This is a genomic window from Chitinophaga sp. (assembly GCF_036569185.1).
Classification (GTDB): Bacteria; Bacteroidota; Bacteroidia; order Chitinophagales; family Chitinophagaceae; genus Chitinophaga.
The window spans coordinates 1-20019 of sequence record NZ_DATCRD010000180.1 but is presented as its reverse complement, the minus strand read 5'-3'; the positions used below and the strand labels follow the sequence as shown (position 1 = coordinate 20019).

The 20019-nt window shown below is 48.2% G+C and carries 19 protein-coding genes and 1 pseudogene; 5 read left to right on the top strand and 15 right to left on the bottom strand.

All coding sequences use genetic code 11. The features are described from left to right. The 6 genes from VIM72_RS13815 to VIM72_RS13790 all read right to left on the bottom strand — a co-directional run. Positions 1-339: hypothetical protein (locus VIM72_RS13815; RefSeq protein ID WP_332003407.1), on the bottom strand; the 339-nt coding region annotated here is incomplete at its 3' end. A gap of 35 nt (positions 340-374) precedes the next feature. Next, complete coding sequence (locus VIM72_RS13810) at positions 375-1745, bottom strand: hypothetical protein (protein ID WP_332003406.1); 1371 nt, start codon at positions 1743-1745, stop codon at positions 375-377. Between the two features lie 17 nt (positions 1746-1762). Then, positions 1763-3571, bottom strand: a complete 1809-nt coding sequence (locus VIM72_RS13805) for a type VI secretion system Vgr family protein (RefSeq protein WP_332003405.1) — start codon at positions 3569-3571, stop codon at positions 1763-1765. A gap of 277 nt (positions 3572-3848) precedes the next feature. Next, on the bottom strand, positions 3849-4451 hold the full coding sequence (locus VIM72_RS13800) for an IMPACT family protein (RefSeq protein WP_332003404.1): 603 nt from the start codon (positions 4449-4451) through the stop codon (positions 3849-3851). A 24-nt stretch (positions 4452-4475) separates the two neighbouring features. Then, positions 4476-5336, bottom strand: a complete 861-nt coding sequence (ribD, locus tag VIM72_RS13795) for a bifunctional diaminohydroxyphosphoribosylaminopyrimidine deaminase/5-amino-6-(5-phosphoribosylamino)uracil reductase RibD (protein WP_332003403.1) — start codon at positions 5334-5336, stop codon at positions 4476-4478. A gap of 18 nt (positions 5337-5354) precedes the next feature. Then, positions 5355-5519, bottom strand: a complete 165-nt coding sequence (locus VIM72_RS13790; protein WP_332003402.1) for a hypothetical protein — start codon at positions 5517-5519, stop codon at positions 5355-5357. A 105-nt stretch (positions 5520-5624) separates the two neighbouring features. On the opposite strand from VIM72_RS13790, the gene prmC reads away from it, so the two are divergent. After that, positions 5625-6479 carry a peptide chain release factor N(5)-glutamine methyltransferase gene (gene prmC, locus VIM72_RS13785; protein ID WP_332003401.1) on the top strand — a complete coding sequence of 285 codons (855 nt, stop codon included), beginning with the start codon at positions 5625-5627 and terminating at the stop codon, positions 6477-6479. Between the two features lie 60 nt (positions 6480-6539). Here the strand turns inward: prmC and VIM72_RS13780 are convergent, their stop codons facing one another. The 3 genes from VIM72_RS13780 to pepT all read right to left on the bottom strand — a co-directional run bounded on the left by VIM72_RS13780 (position 6540) and on the right by pepT (position 8996). Beyond that, positions 6540-6935: an ExbD/TolR family protein gene (locus VIM72_RS13780; RefSeq protein WP_079470398.1), complete on the bottom strand. Its 396-nt coding sequence runs from the start codon at positions 6933-6935 to the stop codon at positions 6540-6542. A gap of 10 nt (positions 6936-6945) precedes the next feature. Next, positions 6946-7662: a MotA/TolQ/ExbB proton channel family protein gene (locus VIM72_RS13775; RefSeq protein ID WP_332003400.1), complete on the bottom strand. Its 717-nt coding sequence runs from the start codon at positions 7660-7662 to the stop codon at positions 6946-6948. Positions 7663-7748: 86 nt separating this feature from the next. After that, positions 7749-8996, bottom strand: a complete 1248-nt coding sequence (gene pepT, locus VIM72_RS13770; RefSeq protein ID WP_332003399.1) for a peptidase T — start codon at positions 8994-8996, stop codon at positions 7749-7751. Positions 8997-9190: 194 nt separating this feature from the next. On the opposite strand from pepT, the gene metE reads away from it, so the two are divergent. Then, positions 9191-11482, top strand: a complete 2292-nt coding sequence (gene metE / locus VIM72_RS13765) for a 5-methyltetrahydropteroyltriglutamate--homocysteine S-methyltransferase (RefSeq protein WP_332003398.1) — start codon at positions 9191-9193, stop codon at positions 11480-11482. Further along, on the top strand, positions 11457-11819 hold the full coding sequence (locus tag VIM72_RS13760) for a cysteine-rich CWC family protein (protein ID WP_332003397.1): 363 nt from the start codon (positions 11457-11459) through the stop codon (positions 11817-11819). The genes metE and VIM72_RS13760 overlap by 26 nt, the downstream gene beginning before the upstream one ends. Before the next feature lie 129 nt (positions 11820-11948). Here the strand turns inward: VIM72_RS13760 and VIM72_RS13755 are convergent, their stop codons facing one another. Continuing rightward, positions 11949-12377: an FKBP-type peptidyl-prolyl cis-trans isomerase gene (locus VIM72_RS13755; RefSeq protein WP_079470987.1), complete on the bottom strand. Its 429-nt coding sequence runs from the start codon at positions 12375-12377 to the stop codon at positions 11949-11951. A 90-nt stretch (positions 12378-12467) separates the two neighbouring features. On the opposite strand from VIM72_RS13755, the gene VIM72_RS13750 reads away from it, so the two are divergent. Both VIM72_RS13750 and fmt read left to right on the top strand, forming a co-directional pair. Next, positions 12468-13634: a DUF1343 domain-containing protein gene (locus tag VIM72_RS13750; RefSeq protein WP_332003396.1), complete on the top strand. Its 1167-nt coding sequence runs from the start codon at positions 12468-12470 to the stop codon at positions 13632-13634. A 225-nt stretch (positions 13635-13859) separates the two neighbouring features. Further along, entirely contained in the window at positions 13860-14789 is a 930-nt protein-coding gene (fmt, locus tag VIM72_RS13745) for a methionyl-tRNA formyltransferase (protein WP_332003395.1), read from the top strand. Between the two features lie 219 nt (positions 14790-15008). Here the strand turns inward: fmt and VIM72_RS13740 are convergent, their stop codons facing one another. The 5 genes and pseudogenes from VIM72_RS13740 to VIM72_RS13720 all read right to left on the bottom strand — a co-directional run. Further along, the gene (locus VIM72_RS13740; protein ID WP_332003394.1) at positions 15009-15977 is read right to left on the bottom strand and encodes a LysM peptidoglycan-binding domain-containing protein; all 969 of its coding nucleotides are present in this window, start codon (positions 15975-15977) and stop codon (positions 15009-15011) included. Between the two features lie 209 nt (positions 15978-16186). Further along, positions 16187-17590, bottom strand: coding sequence for a methyltransferase RsmF C-terminal domain-like protein (locus VIM72_RS13735; protein WP_332003393.1), 1404 nt, complete (start codon positions 17588-17590; stop codon positions 16187-16189). Positions 17591-17913: 323 nt separating this feature from the next. Beyond that, positions 17914-19380 (bottom strand): NAD(P)(+) transhydrogenase (Re/Si-specific) subunit beta, encoded by a 1467-nt coding sequence (locus VIM72_RS13730; protein ID WP_332003392.1) that lies wholly within the window; start codon positions 19378-19380, stop codon positions 17914-17916. A 72-nt stretch (positions 19381-19452) separates the two neighbouring features. Beyond that, entirely contained in the window at positions 19453-19764 is a 312-nt protein-coding gene (locus tag VIM72_RS13725; protein WP_209862267.1) for an NAD(P) transhydrogenase subunit alpha, read from the bottom strand. Positions 19765-19793: 29 nt separating this feature from the next. Continuing rightward, positions 19794-20019 (bottom strand): annotated as a pseudogene (locus VIM72_RS13720) (NAD(P)(+) transhydrogenase (Re/Si-specific) subunit alpha); the annotation flags it as partial.

Genomic DNA, 20019 nt, shown 5'->3' with positions numbered 1-20019 from the left:
CAGCATTTGTGCAGTAGCTGCCAGCGAGAAAGGCTGCGGCTCCGGTTCTTTTCCTTCTTCCACAGGCGGTGGTGGCGGTGGTGGTGGCACTACACTGGCAATGGCTGCCATAATAGCTCCTATGATATCGAACACCATACCAATATGAGGCACCGGCAATAAGGGAGAGGGAGGAAATACGGTATCATGAAAATCTATACCTATACCAAGATCAAAATATTTTGCAGCGGGCATTCCCGGGAAAGCGGGTAATATACTGGCCATTCCTTTCTGGAGATGGTCCAGTGAGTTTTTCTTTTCTGCGAATAATTCTCCAAAGCCTTTATTTTCTACAGCCATGATATGATTACTTTATTCCTTTGCGGAATATGGTCTTAGTTAAACTCAAACAAGGTGGATTTACGTCTTACGGTGGCTTTGTCCATGCCTTCCGCCTGCAGCAGCGTATTCCAGTCGTCGCCCAGTAATTCCTGCAAGTTACTTTCCAGTATGCGGAGGTCTTCCTGTCCCCTGATCTTTTCACACAGGTGCACAGCCATCGCTGCTGCATGCAGGAAAGTAGACTGTCTTCTTACCTCCCGTTCCAGGTAGCTACCTCCGGTCATGGCGAGCAACAGGTTTTCAAACGCGGTATTCATCTGGCCCAGCTCATAATGCAGGTGGCCGCAAAGCCGGTAGCCTTCCATGATCATAAAGGCGTCTCCCTTGTTCACTGCTTCCAGGGCCAGCGCTTCATAGAGTGCAATGGCCTGTTTTCTTTTCTTCTTACCTGCTAATATAGCTGCGTGGATCATGATACATGATTTCCAGGTGGGATAACCAGCGGGATCTCCTTTATCCATCAGCTGCCTCGACAACCGGATCGCTTTATTGGCATAGCCGGCGCTCTTATCATTCTCGCGTGCCATGAAATAAGCCTGTGCTGCGATCATAATACCAGCCACTTCATGTACTTCCCCGCCCATTTTTTTGCTAAGGGAAAGCAGTGCCGCCACTTCCTGGTCCAGCGCCGGTGCACCCGGTTGTGTGGTACAATCCAGCACTTTGCGGATCTGTTTACGGAAACGGGCATCTGTGCTGATGGTATCGGAGTTACCACCGCCTTTGTCCATTTCGTGGTTAATAGCTGCTACCATCTGCAGGGATGGCTGTAATATTTTTATTTGTTCTGTAAATACTTTGGGTATGGTGATACGGGGATTGGTGACCACATCAATGGTCACTAACCGGATGCCTTCGGGCAACCCTTTTTTAAGTACATCGGTATACCAGCTGCCTGCATCCGGCTGATCGGTTCTTAAAGGAGGAAAATAAACACAGCACCCGGTATCTTCCAATCCGCGGATGCATTCCATGAGCCGGCGCAGTTCCTTCCAGATGCTTTGTACGGTTGGGGGCAGGCTGCGGTCGGGATGATAGTCTGTTTTCAGCAGCCCATCTTTTTTCAGTGCGTGATATACATCGTACTCTTCACGTGGCAACGGTTCAAACCATTCCAGGTATTCATTCCACAATGCTGCTTCATATACAGTATGATCTTCCTGGTAAGGTGTATCGAACCGGAAAAATATCTCTTTAAAAACACCGATGGCGGTACGTTCTGTTTCCAGGAATTTATCAATGATATCCACATCGGCATATTGCACCAGCCAAATAGCCAGCTTCCAGTGACGGTCGCTGTCGGCGGTAGCCCATGTATCCCTTACTTTATGAAATTCCTGTCCGATAGTTGGTGAGGTGGTCATAAGTTGGCTTTAAAGGATCAGGAATTTATTTTCACCAATCCGCCTGAAACCACCACATCCCCGTTACCGCTCACCGTCACATCTTTGGTGCCGTTTACCATCACGGAAGCGCCGGTAACATTGGCATTTTTACTTCCGGAAGCGAGCAGGTCTTTCGATATCAGTGTGAGCGAGTCTCCTCCTTTTACGATGGCATCCTTACTATTTACGGTCACGGTTTCCGTACCTTCCAGGTAAATTCCTTTTTTCGCTACAATAGAACCTTGCTGCGAGGCGCCGATAGAAAATTTTTCAGAGGTGATTTCAACTTCTTTGGAAGAAATTTCCATTTTATTTTTTGCGAAGAGCGACATTTTATCAGTACCATCTATGAAGATCTTGTTACCTGATTTGTCTGAAATCGTTACGCTGCCGTCGGCATCGTTCAGTAAGATGGAGATGCCGGTACGGGTGCGGATAGCTTTCATATCGTTATTAGCAGTACCAAATCCAGATTTGCCTTCCCCGTTGTAGGTTGTTCCCAGTACGAAGGGCAGTTCGGGGTTACCGCCTTCAAAATCCACTACTACTTCTTCTCCTTTTTCCGGCACCATGTACATGCCTTTGCTGCCGCCGCCGTGTGGCGCTACCACCCTCATCCAGGGCGTCATGCCCTGTTGCTGCCATTTAAAGCGGGCTCTTACCCGCCCCAGGTCTTTGGGATCATGATTGTCTACCACGATGGCGCTCTGCGCTTCACTGAAGGGGATATTTTCCAGGTTTACCGGTGGCGCTGCCGCATCTGCGGGGATACCTTCAAATTCGTTGTAATAGTCGCCGTTGCCGGTTACATGATGCGTGAGCCCCCAGATCATAAATTTCCCGTGGTCGTCATTGGCATATACATTTTCCCTGATGGAGATATGATCCCCTATTCGCAGGGAAGTTTGCTTGCTGCTGCCTTTCAGCTGTACCATAGCGGCCATGCGTCCTTTTTTCTGGCGGTTGATCAGCGTATCCAGTTCAGCTTTCGCATTGCTGGTAAACGCATAATTCATTTTATAAGTAGAAGTATTGCTGTATAATTTTTCGCTGAGCCCCTGAACATGGGAGGTATAATCGTTCACTTTTCCGGCGGGTTGTGCAAGGGTGGTGTTTTCCACAACTTTACTGTTCCGGTAATCGTATCCGTTCAACTGCTGGTTATTGGGTTGTACTTTCATTTCCAGGTCGAAGCTCATGAGGTCAACCAGGTGTACCAGTGATACTTCCCGGGGCTGGTATTTTCCGAAAACCACCTGTTGCCCGTTATAAAAGAACCATTCGCCGAAGCGCTCAGAGAGCCGGCGGAGAAAATCGAACGATGTTTCCTTGTATTGCACAATGTACTTCAGCGTTGAAGTGGTATTGGGATCTACCTGCGGGCGGGCCAGGTAAGGGCCGCAGGCTTTCAGTGCAGTATTCACAATAGCGCCGAGGTCCTGGTTTTCAAAAGCCTGTACATGCAGATCGTTGTTCAGCAGGATAGTGGGGCTGTAGCCACGGATTACACAAAAGCCGTGTGTACCATCGCTTTCCTTCCCTGAGCTTACCGACATCACAATACCATTGAAAATGAGCGGTTCATACGACTGTAACTGTTCAAACGCCTGGATGGTGATGCTTACTTCCTTGCCCAGGAAGGCTTTGGTGGCCGATACAATACCCGGGCCCAGCTCCTGCAGCCAGTCGTACCCTATTTTCAGCTCAAAATGATGATGTCCCTGTAACTGTTGTTCCAGGCGCAGAGAATGAAATTGTTTAAACTGTTTGTCAGCAATAGATACGGTTGTTATGGTATGTAACATATACAGGGGGGCTTTTAATATTAATATGGTTCCTATATCTGATCTGAAAAGGCAGATGGGGACTGCATTACGGGCAGATCTCCATCTCAAAAAAACACCGGAAAACGGGTTAAGAAAATCCTAGTTAACAAAAAATAAATTTAAGGAAATTTATATTACGCCCGGCTTATTTCAAATATTTTCAGGGTTAATTTTTTGGGGGAGATAACCGGGATGTACGGATTCCTATCTACATGTTATAACATGTGGCTGCCAACCAGGATCATCCGTAGGATGGCTAAGGTTTTTGCGGCTGTACCTGTAATCCATAAATATCCTTTAAGCGCAGCAGGCAAAGCTCCTCACCTGATTTTGGAACGCCGATCACCATTTCGCAGAACAGCTGGAGATCCTGGGAAATAACCGTGCAGTTATTTTGCTTTACTACCATCATTACATCGTTCATGATGGTGTAATCGAAGCTGAGATGGTATTTTGCCTCTATATTTTTCTGGATCACGGGGATCAGTTGCAGCACCATAGCTGCGCTCATCTTATAAGCATTAATGAGCCCCGGTACGCCCAGCAGGCTTCCGCCGAAATAGCGGACCACCACAATGAGCACATCCGTAAGCTGCTTGCTGTCTATTTGACCCAGGATAGGCTTGCCGGCGGAGCCGGAAGGCTCTCCATCGTCGCTGGCGCGGAACTGCAGTCCGGCGGTGCCAAGGCGGTAGGCATAACAGTGATGGGTGGCCTTGGGATGTTCTTTTTTTACTTCTCCCAGGCATTCTTTCACTTCTTCCGGCGATTTAACGGGAAAGGCGTAGGCCAGGAATTTGCTTCCCCTGTCTTTAAATTCTGCTACAGCTGTTTTATCAATCGTAAAATAAACCTCCATCAAAATAATTTAATACGCGTTTAACTACGCGGGATCATAAAAATCAATGCGGTCGCCCGCCACCTGCAGGGTATGCGTAAGCGTGGCATTAGTGAGCACTGGTGCTGCAGGTCCTTCCGGAAGTGTGCCCGCGCCTGTTATTACCCGCGCCTCGTCCCACAGGCCGGTTGCAATAAATTGCTGCAGCGTGGCGCTGCCTCCTTCCACCAGGATGCTCTGGATCTGCCGCCGGTGCAGTTGCTGCATCAGTTGTGGCAACAGGCCGGCGCTGAAATCGAGCGGCAGGGTTTCGGTAAGGCCATGGGTTTCTGCAGCGGCTGCCGTAATAAAAATGGTGGGAATACTGCCATCCCATACATGATGGGAGCGCGGCACCTTCAGGTGACGGTCTATGATAATGCGAACGGGGTCTTTCCCTGTCCACAGCCGGTTATTAAGCCGGGGGTTGTCATTTATCGCGGTGCGGGTCCCCGCCAGGATGCCCATTTCCTCGCTGCGCCATTTATGCACCAGCCGGTCGCTGTACTGATTGGATATACGCACGGGCGCTCCGCCTGCACCTGCGATCAGGCCATTACTGCTTTGCGCCCATTTCAGTACAATATAAGGGCGCTGCTGTTCATGAAAGGTAAAAAAGCGACGGTTGATTTGCCGGCATTCCGCTTCCAGTACACCTGTTTCCACCTGTACACCTGCCTTTTGCAACTTCTCTATTCCTTTCCCGGCTACGGCTGAAAAGGTATCCACGCAGCCAATCACCACCTGCCTGATTCCCTGCGACACGATAAGATCCGCGCAGGGTGGCGTTTTCCCGTGATGCGCACAAGGTTCCAGGCTTACATACATGGTAGCCAGCGGGATGAGGGAGCGCTCTTCCTCAGCCACACTGTTCACACAATTTACCTATGCATGGGCCTGTCCGTATTGCCGGTGATACCCTTCACCAATGATACGCCCCTGGTGCACCAATACAGCGCCCACCATGGGATTAGGCGCTACCTGTCCGGCCCCCATAGCGGCCAGTTCGAGGCAACGCTGCATATAAAATTCATTGAACGTGCTATTCATAATCACCAGGCGAAGTAATATTTTTGCAAATGTATCGTTTTTAGCGAATGGAAAAAGCCGCCACAGGTCTGCATTTTTCCGCTTACATTTCTTAAACTGTTTATATTGACTATACAAACGGCCTTTACCTATATTACAGGCGCCATCAGTGAACTCTATGATGAGCGGGAAGCCGCCAATATTGCCCATATTGTTATGGAATACCTAACGGGCATGAGTAAACTGGACCGGATTGTTCATAAAACAAAGATCCTTTCCCCTGATCAGAATCAACGGCTGAAATTAGCCATAGAAGCATTGCAGCGGCATGAGCCGGTGCAATATATTACCGGCAGCAGCTGGTTTTATGGTATGGAGTTGCTGGTAAATAAAAATGTATTGATCCCCCGTCCTGAAACGGAGGAACTGGTGGAATGGATGGTACATGACGCTGCGCACCGTCACAGGCTTCACCTGCTGGATGTAGGCACCGGCAGCGGATGTATTCCGCTGGCCCTGAAAAAATCATTGCCGGATGCACAGGTATCTGCCATAGATGTAAGTGAAGGCGCGCTGGAAGTGGCCCGCAGCAATGCAGCGCGGCTACGGCTGGAAGTTAATTTCCTGCACATGGATGCACTGGACACCCAACAGGTGGCGGGCCTGCCGGAGTTTGATATGATTGTGAGCAATCCGCCTTATATCACACAAAGTGAACAAACGGGCATGCAGGAATCGGTATGGGGCTTTGAACCTTCACTGGCCCTGTTTGTACCGGACAACGATGCATTGCTTTTTTACCGGCACATCTCCCAAATAGCCCTTTCCAGGCTGGTTCCTGGCGGTGCGCTCTATTTTGAGATCAATGAGGCGCTGGGAAAGGAAGTGGTAGCATTGATGGAACAAACCGGTTTTAAAGAGGTAATACTGAAGCAGGATATGTTTGGGAAAGACAGGATGGTAAAGGGCCGGAAAATGTAAAAAAATAAAAAGACCTGGCGGCATCCAGCCACCAGGTCCTGTTAAGAAGTTAAGGCATTATCACTTATGCGCGGTAGCCAATACCACTTTGGCGCCCATCTCCCTGGCTACTTCCATCACACTCACCACATCTTCCACCGGCACTGACTTCTCTGCATTGATCACAATGGTGGGATCAATCTTTTCGTTGCCGATAGAAGGCGCCAGCGCCTGTTTCAGGTGATCGAAGGTCACTTTATTAGTACCTACAAAAAACTCGCGTTTATCGTTGATGCTTACTACTACCGTTTGTTTCGACTTGGTATTGCTCTTTGCTTTCGGCAGCAGCAGCTTGATCACATTCGGATTGGCCAGGGTGGAAACGATCAGGAAGAACAGCAACAGAATGAACAGGATATCATTCAGCGCCGAGTTGTGCATTTCCACCTGCCTCTTATTTCGTCTGCGTAAATTCATGAGGGTGGTTTTAGCGGGTTGGTTCCTGCAGAATATCGATGAATTCAGCAGAAGCGCCTTCCATCTTGTTTACTACCTTATCTATCTGGGCATTGAGGTAGCTGTAGCCAATGAAAGCCACGATACCGATAATTAACCCTGACGCGGAGGTGATCATTTTTACGTAGATACCACCGGCAATGGTGCCCAGTGTAATATCTGATGTAATGGAGATATTGAAGAAGGTTTGGATCATACCGGCAATGGTACCCAGGAACCCGAACATAGGAGCGATACCGGCAATGATAGACAGGATCACCAGGTTCTTTTCCATCCGGTAGATTTCCAGCTTACCCACGTTTTCCATTGATTTTTCGATATTCTCAATAGGCTTGCCTATACGCTGAATGCCTTTTTCTATCATCCGGGCAATAGGCCCGTAAGTGTTTTTGGCCAGCGACCTGGCAGACTGCATATTACCAGAAGTGATCTGGTCGCGGATCATGGGCATAAAGTTATCAGGCAGCCGGCCGGCTTTACTGATAGTGATAGCCCTTTCCACGAATACATACACGGCTACCAGGGAGAGTATTCCCAATGGGATCATCAGCACCCCACCCTTCATCAGCATATCTATGAGATGAATTTCCGGCGCCGGGGCGCCGCTGGCGGCAATGCCCTGAGCTACTGTATCTGCTTTGGGACGTAATAGAGAATCCTGTAATAATGTAATAAAACCTAACAACATGAACTATATTTTAACGGGTGCATAAGTAGATCACTACTATAAACGGTTAAAGTAATAAAATATTTGCTAATGTTCACTGCAATATTTTACGCCTTCTCTTCCCAAACCTGTGCCAGATACACAATTGTTTGCACCGCTTTCTGCATATCCTGTATGCTCACATATTCATGTTTGCTGTGAAGCGCCATTTCCCCGGTAAAAATATTGGGGCAGGGCAATCCCATGAAAGATAAACGGGAACCATCTGTACCGCCGCGGATGCTCATTCTCAATGGCTGAACACCTGCCCGGCGGATAGCTTCTGCCGCATGGGCCGTTACTTCCGGGTGGTTTACCAGCACCTCTTTCATATTGCGGTATTGCTCCGTTACCTTCAGGGTGGCTTTTGCGCCCGGATGCTTTGTCAGCACTTTATCCATGATCCGGCGCAGGAAGGTTTCATGCGCTTCCAGGTGAGCCGTTTCAAAATCGCGGATAATAAAATCTATTTCTGTTTTCTCTACGGTACCCTGAATGCGCACGGGGTGAATAAACCCTTCGCGGTCGTCGGTAGTTTCAGGAGAAAGACTGTCTTTCGGTAACGCATCTACGATTTCACCGGCTATTTTAATGGCGCTTACCAGCTTATCCTTTGCAGCGCCGGGATGCGCGCTGATGCCATACACTGTGATCCTGGCGCCATCCGCCGAAAAATTTTCATCTTCCAGGGATCCCAGCTCGCCACCATCCATGGTATAACCAAAATCAGCCGCCAGTTTCTTCATATTCACTTTCTCCACACCACGGCCTACTTCTTCATCCGGTGTAAACAGGATACGGATCTTTCCATGCTTTACTTCCGGGTGCGTCATCAGGAAATTAGCTGCATCCATGATCTCCGCCACACCGGCTTTATCGTCTGCCCCCAGCAGGGTGGTGCCGCTGGCAGTAATAATATCGTCGCCTTTTTTGCTTGCGAGGTAAGGATGCTCTTTTGCGCTGATCACTACTGTTTCATCATCAGGCAGCACAATGTCGCCTCCATCATAACCGCGATGCACAATTGGCTTTACACCGGTGCCACTGCTGTCGGACGAAGTATCCACATGCGAGCAAAAACAGATCACCGGCACATTCTTATCCGTATTGGCCGGGATAGTAGCGTACACATAGCCATGTTCATCCAGCTCTGCATCGGTAATACCCATTTCCTGTAATTCTTTTACCAGCAGCCGGGAAAGATCCTTCTGTTTTTCAGTGGTGGGAAAAGTGCTGCTCGTCGGGTCCGACTGTGTATCTATCTGTGCGTAACGCATAAAGCGTTTATCTACTGTATATGAGTAATTTGTAAACATATTGCAAACGTAAGGAAAAACATCTTCACACCCCTGCCGTAGATTATTCTGTTTTACCACCTCTCACAATATACCAAACAGTAAATTATTCTTTATTAATATAATTTTTAAAGACAAAAATCTAAAATTTTATCAAAGTATCGAACAAACAGGCAATAATAATAGGTTTGTATAGAATAAAACACATCCTATATATGCTTACCAACATACCAGGCTATCCAAGAATAGGTAGCCAGCGGGAGCTGAAAAAAGCCTGCGAAAACTACTGGAACGGAAAAATTTCACTGGAACGGCTTGAACTAACGTCAAGGCAGCTACGAAAAGAGAACTGGAGCCTGTTACAGGAAGCCGGTATTGACCTGATCCCTTCCAACGATTTCTCCTGGTACGACCAGGTACTGGATATGTGCATCACCCTGGGAGTAATTCCTTCCCGTTTCAAAGCGCTGCAGCAAACATTTGCCAATCCCGCCTGCCCGGAGCTGTATTTCGCAATGGCAAGGGGTTACCAGAAAAATAATTTTGATATCACCGCCCTGGAAATGACCAAGTGGTTTGATACCAACTATCATTACCTGGTACCGGAGTTTGAAACCAGCCAGCAATATGGTCTACACCAACCCAAATGTGTAGCGGAATTTAAAGAAGCGCTTAGTCATGGTATCACTACCAAACCCGTATTACCAGGCCCCGTTACCTTTATTTTATCCGGGAAAATAAAGGGAGATGATCTTACGCACTCCCTGCTGCTGGAAAAACTGCTCCCCGTATATATCGAACTGTTAACATCCCTTCAGCAGGCCGGCGCCACGTGGATACAACTGGATGAGCCTTTCCTGGTAACCGACCTGGACCCCGCCACCAGAGACCTTTACCAGGCCGCATACACCGCAATAAGCCTGGCAGTGCCCTCTCTGAAAATATTGCTGACCACCTATTTCGGAGCGCTGGAAGATAATACCAGCCTGGCTTTGCAATTACCGGTACAGGCGGTGCATATCGACCTGGTAAGGGCTCCGGAGCAACTGGATGCCGTGCTGGCTGAATTGCCGGCAGATAAATTGTTATCGCTCGGTGTGGTGGATGGCCGCAATATCTGGAAAAATGATTACGCCGCTTCCATGCAGCTGATCGAAAAAGCCATACAGCAGATCGGTGAAGAACGGGTGCTGCTGGGCACTTCCTGCTCCCTGCTGCATGTGCCGTACAACCTGGAAAACGAAACAGCACTGGATCCCGAAATAAAACAATGGATGGCCTTTGCCAAACAGAAAGTGGCTGAAGTAATAGCGCTGAAACACATCATTAACGGCGATACTTCCCTGCTTACCGAAAATGAAACGGTAATGAACAACCGCAGGACCTCTCCCCGGATCCATGTGCCGGAAGTGAAAGCCCGGCTGCAAAGTATTACCACAGCGGACACACAGCGGCACAGCATCTTCCCTCACCGTCAGAAATTACAGCAATCGGTATTACAACTGCCTTTATTTCCTACCACTACCATCGGTTCATTTCCGCAAACTACGGAAATCAGACAGCTCCGCGCTGATCTGAAAAAAGGCGTCATTACTCCTGAAACCTATAACGCCGATATACGCCAGGCCATTACAGAAACCATTTACCGCCAGGAGAACCTGGGGCTGGATGTACTGGTGCATGGCGAGTTTGAGCGGAACGACATGGTGGAATATTTCGGCGAGCAGCTGGACGGGTTTGTATTTACGCAAAACGGCTGGGTGCAGAGCTACGGTACCCGCTGTGTAAAACCGCCGGTTATTTTTGGAGATGTACAGCGGCCGGCACCCATGACCGTTGCCTGGAGCCGTTTTGCGCAGTCGCTTACCAGCAGGCCCGTTAAAGGTATGCTCACCGGTCCCGTTACTATCCTGCAATGGTCGTTTGTAAGGAATGACCAGCCGCGTATGCAAACCGCCATGCAAATTGCGCTGGCTATCCGAGATGAAGTGAAAGACCTGGAAGATGCCGGCATCACCGTGATACAGGTAGATGAGCCGGCGCTCCGCGAAGGTTTGCCGCTGCGCAAAGCACAACGCAGTGCATATCTCAGCGAAGCCGTGAAAGCCTTCCGCCTGGCGGTAAGCACCGTGGATGACGCCACGCAGATCCACACGCATATGTGTTACGCAGAGTTCAATGATATTATTGAACATATCGCCGCGATGGATGCAGATGTGATCACCATAGAAACATCACGCTCACAAATGGAGTTACTGGAAGCGTTTGCAGGCTTTAAATATCCCAATGAAACCGGTCCCGGCGTATATGACATTCACTCCCCGAGAGTGCCGGCTGTAGCGGAAATGGAGGCATTACTGCATAAGGCGGCGGCGCTGCTGCCATTGCGCAATATCTGGGTGAACCCCGACTGCGGTCTGAAAACAAGAAAATGGCCGGAAACAGAAATGGCATTGCGGAATATGGTTACCGCTGCAAAAAATGTGCGGCTGGCAGTGGGCAGTTAGCGTAGGTACATACAATGCCGTGGGTATACGGATGAGGGGTTACAGGGTGATGCTATGTGTATCCGGGATTGCCATTGGCAGTACCAGTGCGCGTGTGTTCAAATGCCGCCCGAAATCCGTACTTTTAGGAATGGCATGTCATGAAACCGTATCCTGTCCGCGGTGCGAACGCACCTTCGAATGCCGCGTAGGCACTATCCTGCGTTGCCAGTGCCAGGATGTGGCGTTAACCGAAGAAGAGCGGTACTTTATCCAGCAGCATTACAATGGATGTCTTTGTGCAGATTGTTTACGTGAAATGCAGGCTATTTACCGGCAGCCGGAAGCCTCGTCCTGAGCGGTGTTCCCGGCAACCCGTTTTCCGCAAAGCTGTTTTTTTGCTTATTTACATCTCCCGGAAAAAAATTACGGATACAGGATAGTTTAAAACAACTATGCTGTATCCGTAATAAAAAAAACCTGGATATTATACGATTTCAACCAGTTCGAGGTCAAATACCAGGTCTTCGCCAGCCAGTGCATGGTTAGCATCCAGGGTAATAAATTCGTCGCCGATAGCAGCTACTTTTACCTGGAAAACCTGTCCCTGTGGGTTGCTCATCTGCAGTTCCATACCTACTTCAGGATTCAGATCTGCAGGGATATTTTCTTTTGGAAAATCCATGATCATTTCATCGCTTTTGGGGCCATATGCCTGGTCAACAGGGATATGAATGGTTTTCTTATCGCCAACTTTCATGTCCAGCACACCATTCTCAAAACCTTTGATCACCATACCGGCGCCTACCTTGAATTCGAGCGGAGCTCTACCTTCAGAAGAATCAAAGGTAGTTCCATTCGTTAAACGGCCATGGTAGTGCACCTTTACTGTATCCCCGTTTTTAACAGTTTGCATAAATTAATCGTTTAGTGTTAATAATTACGCGCAAGATACAAAAAGCAGCTATAATACCCGCTTTTTAAAGCTTTGCATTATCTTAACGGTATGAACCGTATTTTCCTCCTTTGCATCCTGCTGGCAGGCTGCATGAACAAAGCCTCCGCACAGTATGCGGAACATGTGTTACCAGGCGCTACACAAACCGCGCGTTACCTGCCGCTGCTGAAAAACAAGCGGGTGGCTATGATGGTGAACCAAACCGCCACCATCGATAAAACACACCTGGTAGATACCCTGTTGAAACTGCATGTAAAAATCCAGAAGATCTTCAGCCCTGAGCATGGCTTCCGCGGCAATGCAGGGCATGGCGAAAAAGTGGCCAACAGCGTTGATTCCGCTACCGGTATTCCTATTGTATCGCTTTACGGGCAGCACCGTAAAGCCACTGCCGCCGATCTCAAAGATGTGGACATCCTGTTGTTTGATATACAGGATGTTGGCACCCGCTTTTTTACCTATATCTCCTCCCTGCAGGAACTGATGGAATCTGCCGCGGAAAATAAAAAAACGCTGGTGATCCTGGACCGCCCCAATCCCAATGGCGATTATGTAGACGGCCCTATTCTCGATACTGCCTACCGTTCCTTTATTGGCATGCAGCCCATTCCTGTAGTACATGGTATGACCGTTGCAGAATACGCCCGGATGCTGAATGGCGAACATATGCTCCGCAACGGCGTGCACTGCGATATCAAAGTGATCCCCTGTGAGAATTACAGTCATAAAACATTTTACCGCGTACCCATCAAACCTTCACCCAACCTGCCTAATATGGCGGCCATCAACCTGTACCCCTCGCTTTGCTTTTTTGAAGGCACAGCCCTTAGCCTGGGACGCGGCACTGATAAGCCTTTCCAGGTATATGGCTCCCCTTCCTTCCCTAAGCAGGGTTACTCTTTTACGCCCCGCGCCAGTGCCATTAATCCAACCCCGGTGTTGAAAGACCAGCTCTGCTACGGTTTTGACCTGAGCAACGCACCGGAGGCCACGCCGCATACCGGCAGGAAAATTGAACTGAAATGGCTGCTGGAGGCTTATCGTATGTATCCTGATAAATCAAAGTTCTTTATCCCTTTCTTCAGTAAACTGGCGGGTAACAACATCCTGCAGCAACAGATCGTGAAAGGGCTGTCTGAAGCGGAGATCCGCAAAAGCTGGGAGCCCGGCCTGGCGAAGTTTAAAATTATCCGGGCAAAGTATTTGCTGTATTAAACGTAAACTGTTATTAATAAAATAAAGGGAGATAACCAGTGGGCAATAGTTCGCTTTTATCTCCTTTTGTGATTATTCCATGGCCAGATCAAGTCCACCTTTGTTGCGCATCAAGTCCACCTTTAGTGCAACGCCAGAGTAAGCCGGCCCCTCATTCCACCTATATTCCAGGCGATTGGCATATCATTCATTAAAATCGGTGAAAGGTCGTTATTTTTGCATCCTATGAGTAAAGATCTTCGCATTGTTTTTATGGGTACGCCTGATTTTGCAGTGGCTTCCCTGGATATACTGGTACAGCATGGATTTAATATAGTGGGTGTGATCACTGCCCCTGATAAGCCTGCCGGCCGCGGTTTACAGCTGCAGCAAAGCGCTGTGAAACAATATGCAGTGAGTAAAGGGCTAACGGTACTGCAACCTGAGAAGCTGAAAAACCCGGATTTCATTGCTGCTTTAAAAGCATTAAAAGCCGATCTGCAGGTAGTAGTGGCATTCCGTATGCTACCGGAAATAGTGTGGAATATGCCACCGGAAGGCACCATCAATGTACATGCATCGTTATTGCCCAACTACCGGGGTGCAGCGCCTATTAACTGGGCCATCATCAACGGCGAAAAAGTATCCGGCGTTACCACCTTCAAACTGCAGCATGAAATTGATACCGGCGACATCCTGTTCAACGACGAGGTAGCCATCCGGGAAGATGAAACTGCCGGTGAACTGCACGACGCCCTGATGCATACAGGCGCCCGTTTACTGCTGAAAACAGTACAGGCCATTGCAGCCGGCAATGTAAAAGAAACGCCGCAGGCGCATATTCCCGCAGCCGATATCAAACATGCGCCTAAAATATTTAAGGAAACCTGCCAGATCAACTGGCAGCAACCCCTAAACGATATCTACAACCTGGTACGCGGCCTGAGCCCCTATCCGGCGGCATGGACCGTTTTCCAGGGCAAAACCCTGAAGATTTACAAAGCCCGTAAGGAGCATACCAAGCCTTCCATAGCGCCGGGCGACTTTGACACCGATCAGAAAACCTATATCAGAATAGCCGCTACCGATGGCTACCTTTACCTGGATGAGATCCAGCTGGAAGGCAAGAAGCGAATGGATGTGGAAGCGTTTCTGCGGGGTTACCGCTTTGTGTAGGCGCGCCTTCGGCTTTTGTCTTGGAACACTGATTACGCTGATTATAATGATTAATTTGATTTTGTTTTTTATTTTTTTTGAACTTTTATAAATAATTAAGGGAGATAAAGGTGAATATGTACACTTTTATCTCCCTTAATTATTTATAAAATTCAATAGTAAAAGTAAAAATCAGGGTAATCAGCGAAATCATCATAATCCTGAGTCAGACAAAATCCGCTAATCCTCGTAACTCAGTTCGCAATAAAACTTGGTTTCATTGCTGCCGAGGGCCTGCATGGCACTGTCGCTCAGCTTGATGATGAGGCCTGCATTGGCTTTCATCTGCGGAATTACGTCCAGTACTTTTGCATATACGGATTTGCCGTTCAGCGGATTGGTTACTTTGATGATAGTGCCGCGCGGCGCTGTATTATGCAACGCGTAGTATTTACCTACTGCATTGCTCTTAAACCAGGTACCAGGGCCTTTTTCAGAAGTAGTTTTTTTGCCGCCGTTGGTTTGCTGTTCATACAATTGCTCAAAATCAGTACTGCTGCTAACAGGGGCTGATTTAACAGGAGCGGGTGCAGGTGCAGCAGCAACCGGAGCGGAAGTTTCTTCTGCCGGTGTTGGCTCCGGCTCTTTCTTAGGCGTTTCCTTTGCCGGTGGTGGAGGCGGCGGAGTGGATAAAACAACCGGTTCCGGCGCAGGGGAGGCTTTCTCTTTTACTTTTTCAGGACGCGGGGCGGCTTCAGCTGCACCGGCGCCTGCTTTCACGTAGCCTACAATGATGTAGCTGTCCTTTTTCAGTCCATCGCCGGAAAAGCTGTTCCACTGCCGGATATTATCCAGCGGTACCTTATTATAGTTTACACTTACACGGTACAAAGTTTCTTTCTCAGCAACTTTATGATATACCGGTTTGCCGGAGGCATCTGCTTTCTGTGAAAAGTTAGCAGCCGTAAGAGGGATATGCAGCTTACGTCCCAGCTGTAAACCCTGGTCCATATTCACTTTATTGGCAGCGGCAATTTCTTTCGGCGACAAGCCATAAGCGCGGCTGAGGCTATAGAAATTTTCTCCTTTTTTAACAACATGGGATATGTAGAGAGCGGGCGAGGTACCTTGTACCTCGAGCGTATCCTGCGCCTGTGCCGCTACCGCACTGAAACCAAACAAGGCAATTGAAAGAATCGGTTTTATCATACTAACTCTGTTTATGATGCAGCAGAATATTTAAAATTTTTATCTGCTATTTCGGGCAACGAATATATGCGTTAAAATTGACAAAATTATTTAATAAACCAAACGGAGAAAATCCCTTTTTGTTGTGGCAGCCGTTATAAACAGCACTCCCGTTGGCGTTGTATTTCAAAGTTGGTATCATTCCCGGATAAATAGCAGTGGCATATGCTTTACAATCCTGTAATTTCTTTCAGGATGCGCAGTTCTTTCGGGTAGTAGTTGTTCATGCGGTTGGGTAAAATTTTTGCCCAGCCCAGGTTCATGCCATCATATTTTATCAGCGCCCAGCCGCGCACCCGTGTGCTCACTTCAGGATCTTCCTTACGCAGGTACTGCAAGGCCTGTCGTAAATCCAGCGACACAGAAGGTATTTGCTCAGATACCAATGTGCTCGCAGCCAGCTGATGATCAGGAATCAATTCCTTGTTACCTGGATGCCCTGCTTTTACACCCGCTTTGCGAATATACAATTGTTGGCGCAACAATGGTATTTCTGAAGCCAGTAACGGAGGAAGTATCAATACTTCTTCCTGGTGCATGAAATACTGGTAATTGGCCGGGATATTTACCCAGGGTGTGATCACTTCCTGCTGCCGGGGAGTAAGCGCAGTTGATTTATGCTGTTTGGCTTTGCGGGGAGCGTCTCCGCTGGTTTTACGGAAGGCCGCAATAAAAAACCCTTCGCCTTTCAGCTGATCAGGATAAAACCGGTAGCCGGTACAGTTTCGTTTATGCGTTACCGTTGTAACAATATTCCAACCGGCATCCAGTGGAACCGGGATATTTTCCAGCTCAAAATGATCGGCCAGCCAATCCAGGATCGCTTCATCTTCTTCCGAAGAAAACGAACAGGTAGAATAGATAACAACGCCGCCTTCTTTTACAGCCGGCAATACATCTGCCAGGATCCGCTGCTGCCGCTGGCTGCAGAGCGTTACATTTTCAGGCGACCATTCCCCTACCAGTTCCGGATCACGGCGGAATAAGCCGGAACCCGAACAAGGTGCATCCACCACCACCAGGTCGAAATAACCGGGCAGCCTGGAAAAATCACGCGGGTCATTATTGCTTACCACCACATTGGCGGCGCCCCATTTTGTAAGATTGTCTGCCAGCAACCCTGCCCTTGCTTTGATCACCTCATTGGCTACCAGCAGGCTATCGCGGCTGATCAGCGACTGTAACAGCGTAGATTTCCCTCCAGGAGAAGCGCAGAGATCCAGCACCTTCAAAGATTGCGTCAGATCCACTGTTGCACGCACCACCTGTTCCAGGAACATGGAGGATGCTTCCTGTACATAATAAGCGCCTGCATGAAAGTATGGATCAAAAGTAAAGGAAGGCCGCTCCGGCAAATAGTACCCCTGGCTACTCCATGGCACCTGCGTTACGCCATTGGCCGACAGCGATTGCAGCAAGGTACTGGCCTGTTCCGGCGTTTTTATTTTATTGGGATTCAATCGGAGTGAGGTAATTTTTTCGGCGGCGGCATGCACCTGCTCAAATGTTTCCCGGTTATAACCCGGAAGTCCTGCTAACGATTCTAGCAGCGCCGCTGGTAAGTGACTGGACACGAGAGTTTTTTCGACAAATTTAGCGAAAATTGCGTTATGGGAGGGATCGCCTTCGGCGATGTAAATTGTCTTGGAGCAGGATTACGCTGATTATACTGATTTGTCTGATTTTTACTTTTGATTTTATGAAGAATTGAAGATTAAGGGAGATATACACCAGCTTATATCTCCCTTAGTTATAAAATTCACTACATAATAATCAGCCAAATCATCATAATACCGAAAAAAAATCCGCTTATATCTGCCTGACTATAAAAAATCAAATGAATCAGTATAATCAGCGTAATCCTGCTCCAAGACAATTTACATCGCCGAAGGCGATCTCAAACCTCTTTGATAGCAGACAGCAGTTCCTGCAACACCTTCTTCGCATCGCCAAACAGCATAGACGTTTTAGGTTGGAAAAAGAGGTCGTTTTCAATACCGGCGTATCCCGGTTTCATACTGCGTTTATTCACAATCACCACTTTGGCGTTTTCCACTTCCAGAATAGGCATCCCGTAAATGGGACTGGCCGGATCACTTTTAGCGGCAGGATTTACCACATCATTGGCACCTAAGATCAATACTGCATCGGTAGTGGGAAACTCCGCGTTGGCATCTTCCATTTCCAATAATTTCTCATAAGGTACATCCGCCTCCGCCAGCAACACGTTCATATGTCCTGGCATACGGCCAGCCACGGGATGAATAGCATATTTTACCTCTACTCCCTTTTCTTCCAGCTGCTTCTCCAACTCATGACATGCATGCTGGGCCTGCGCTACAGCCAATCCATACCCCGGTACTATAATTACCTTATTGGCATAAGCCAGTACTACAGCGGCATCGTTTAAACTGATCTCTTTATAGTTACCCTGCTCTTTTCCAGCCCCCGCCGCAGCGGCTGCGCCACCGCCAAAGGAGCCTATCAGCACATTTTTCAGGGAACGGTTCATGGCCTTGCACATGAGAATAGTGAGAATAGTGCCCGCAGACCCCACCAGGATACCACCGGTGAGCATCACCGGATTACTGTAAAGAAATCCGCCACAGGCAGCAGCTACCCCGGTAAAAGAATTCAGCAGCGATATCACTACCGGCATATCCGCACCGCCGATCGGCATCACGAACAACACCCCATAGAACAATGCCAGTCCGAAAATGATATAAAACACTATAAGCCCTGTTCCCGGCGAAGTGCCGAAAATACTTACCAGCCATACCGACAAGCCAACAATCAGTGTTAATACGCCCAGGTTAAGAAAATGCTGACCATTGAAAGAGAAGTCCTTCACTTTACCGGTAAGCTTTCCCCAGGCTATAATACTGCCGGCACAGGATACAGCGCCGATGATAAGGCTCAGCAAAATAATGATCACTGTTCCCCTGGAGGTGGACGACTCCAGCAATTGCAGCGCCAGGTGGTCGTCTGCAACGGGCGCATACAGGTTTTTTATCAGTTTGATAAGATGATCAAATTCCACAACCGAAATCAGTGCCGCACAGGCTCCGCCCATTCCATTGAACATACTTACCATTTCCGGCATGGCGGTCATCTTTACTTTTTTGGCAGACAATACACCTATTACGCCACCAATGGTAAGCCCGGTGAAGATCCAGCCATAATTATGCAGGGGCGCATCATTTACACGGTAAAGAAAGATGGTGCCAAGGATAGCCAGCGACATCCCCGCAGCCGCCACCAGGTTGCCTTTACGGGCAGTATCCGGTTTGCTTAACATTTTTAGTCCGAGGATAAAAGTAACAGAGCCGACCAGGTAGATAATTGATAAAATGCTGGATCCCATAAGTAGATGCTTTTAGCCGTTAGCTTTCCGCTGTAGAACAGTTAATACAAGTGTGCCGTAACTGTTTTACAGCTATTTCTTTTTTCCTTTGAACATTTCCAGCATACGGTCGGTTACCACAAAGCCTCCAACCACATTGATCGTACCCAGTATTACGGCCAGGAAGCCGATGATCAGTGCGGGATAATTATCCGTTTCCGCTTTTCCCATTACAATAATAGCCCCTATGATCACCACGCCATGAATAGCATTGGCGCCGCTCATCAACGGGGTATGCAATACGGATGGCACCCTCGAAATCACTTCTATTCCCAAAAAAACAGACAGGATAACGATGTAGATAAGATCGATATGCTGGTGAAGAAAAGTTAAAATATATTCCATGTCAGACGGGTATTTTACGATCTCAACTACTAAGCGGGCTGCATCAGGTTTTTCACACGTTCATTTACTACTTCCCCGTTATGCGTAATACAGGCGCCTTTTACAATATCATCTTCAAAATCCAGGTGCAGTGCCCCTTCTTTTGTAAGTATCAGTTTCAGGAAATTAAACACATTCTTTGCATACAACTTGCTGGCATCTGCAGGCATAGTGGCCGGCAGGTTGGAATTCCCGATGATGGTAACGCCTTTATAC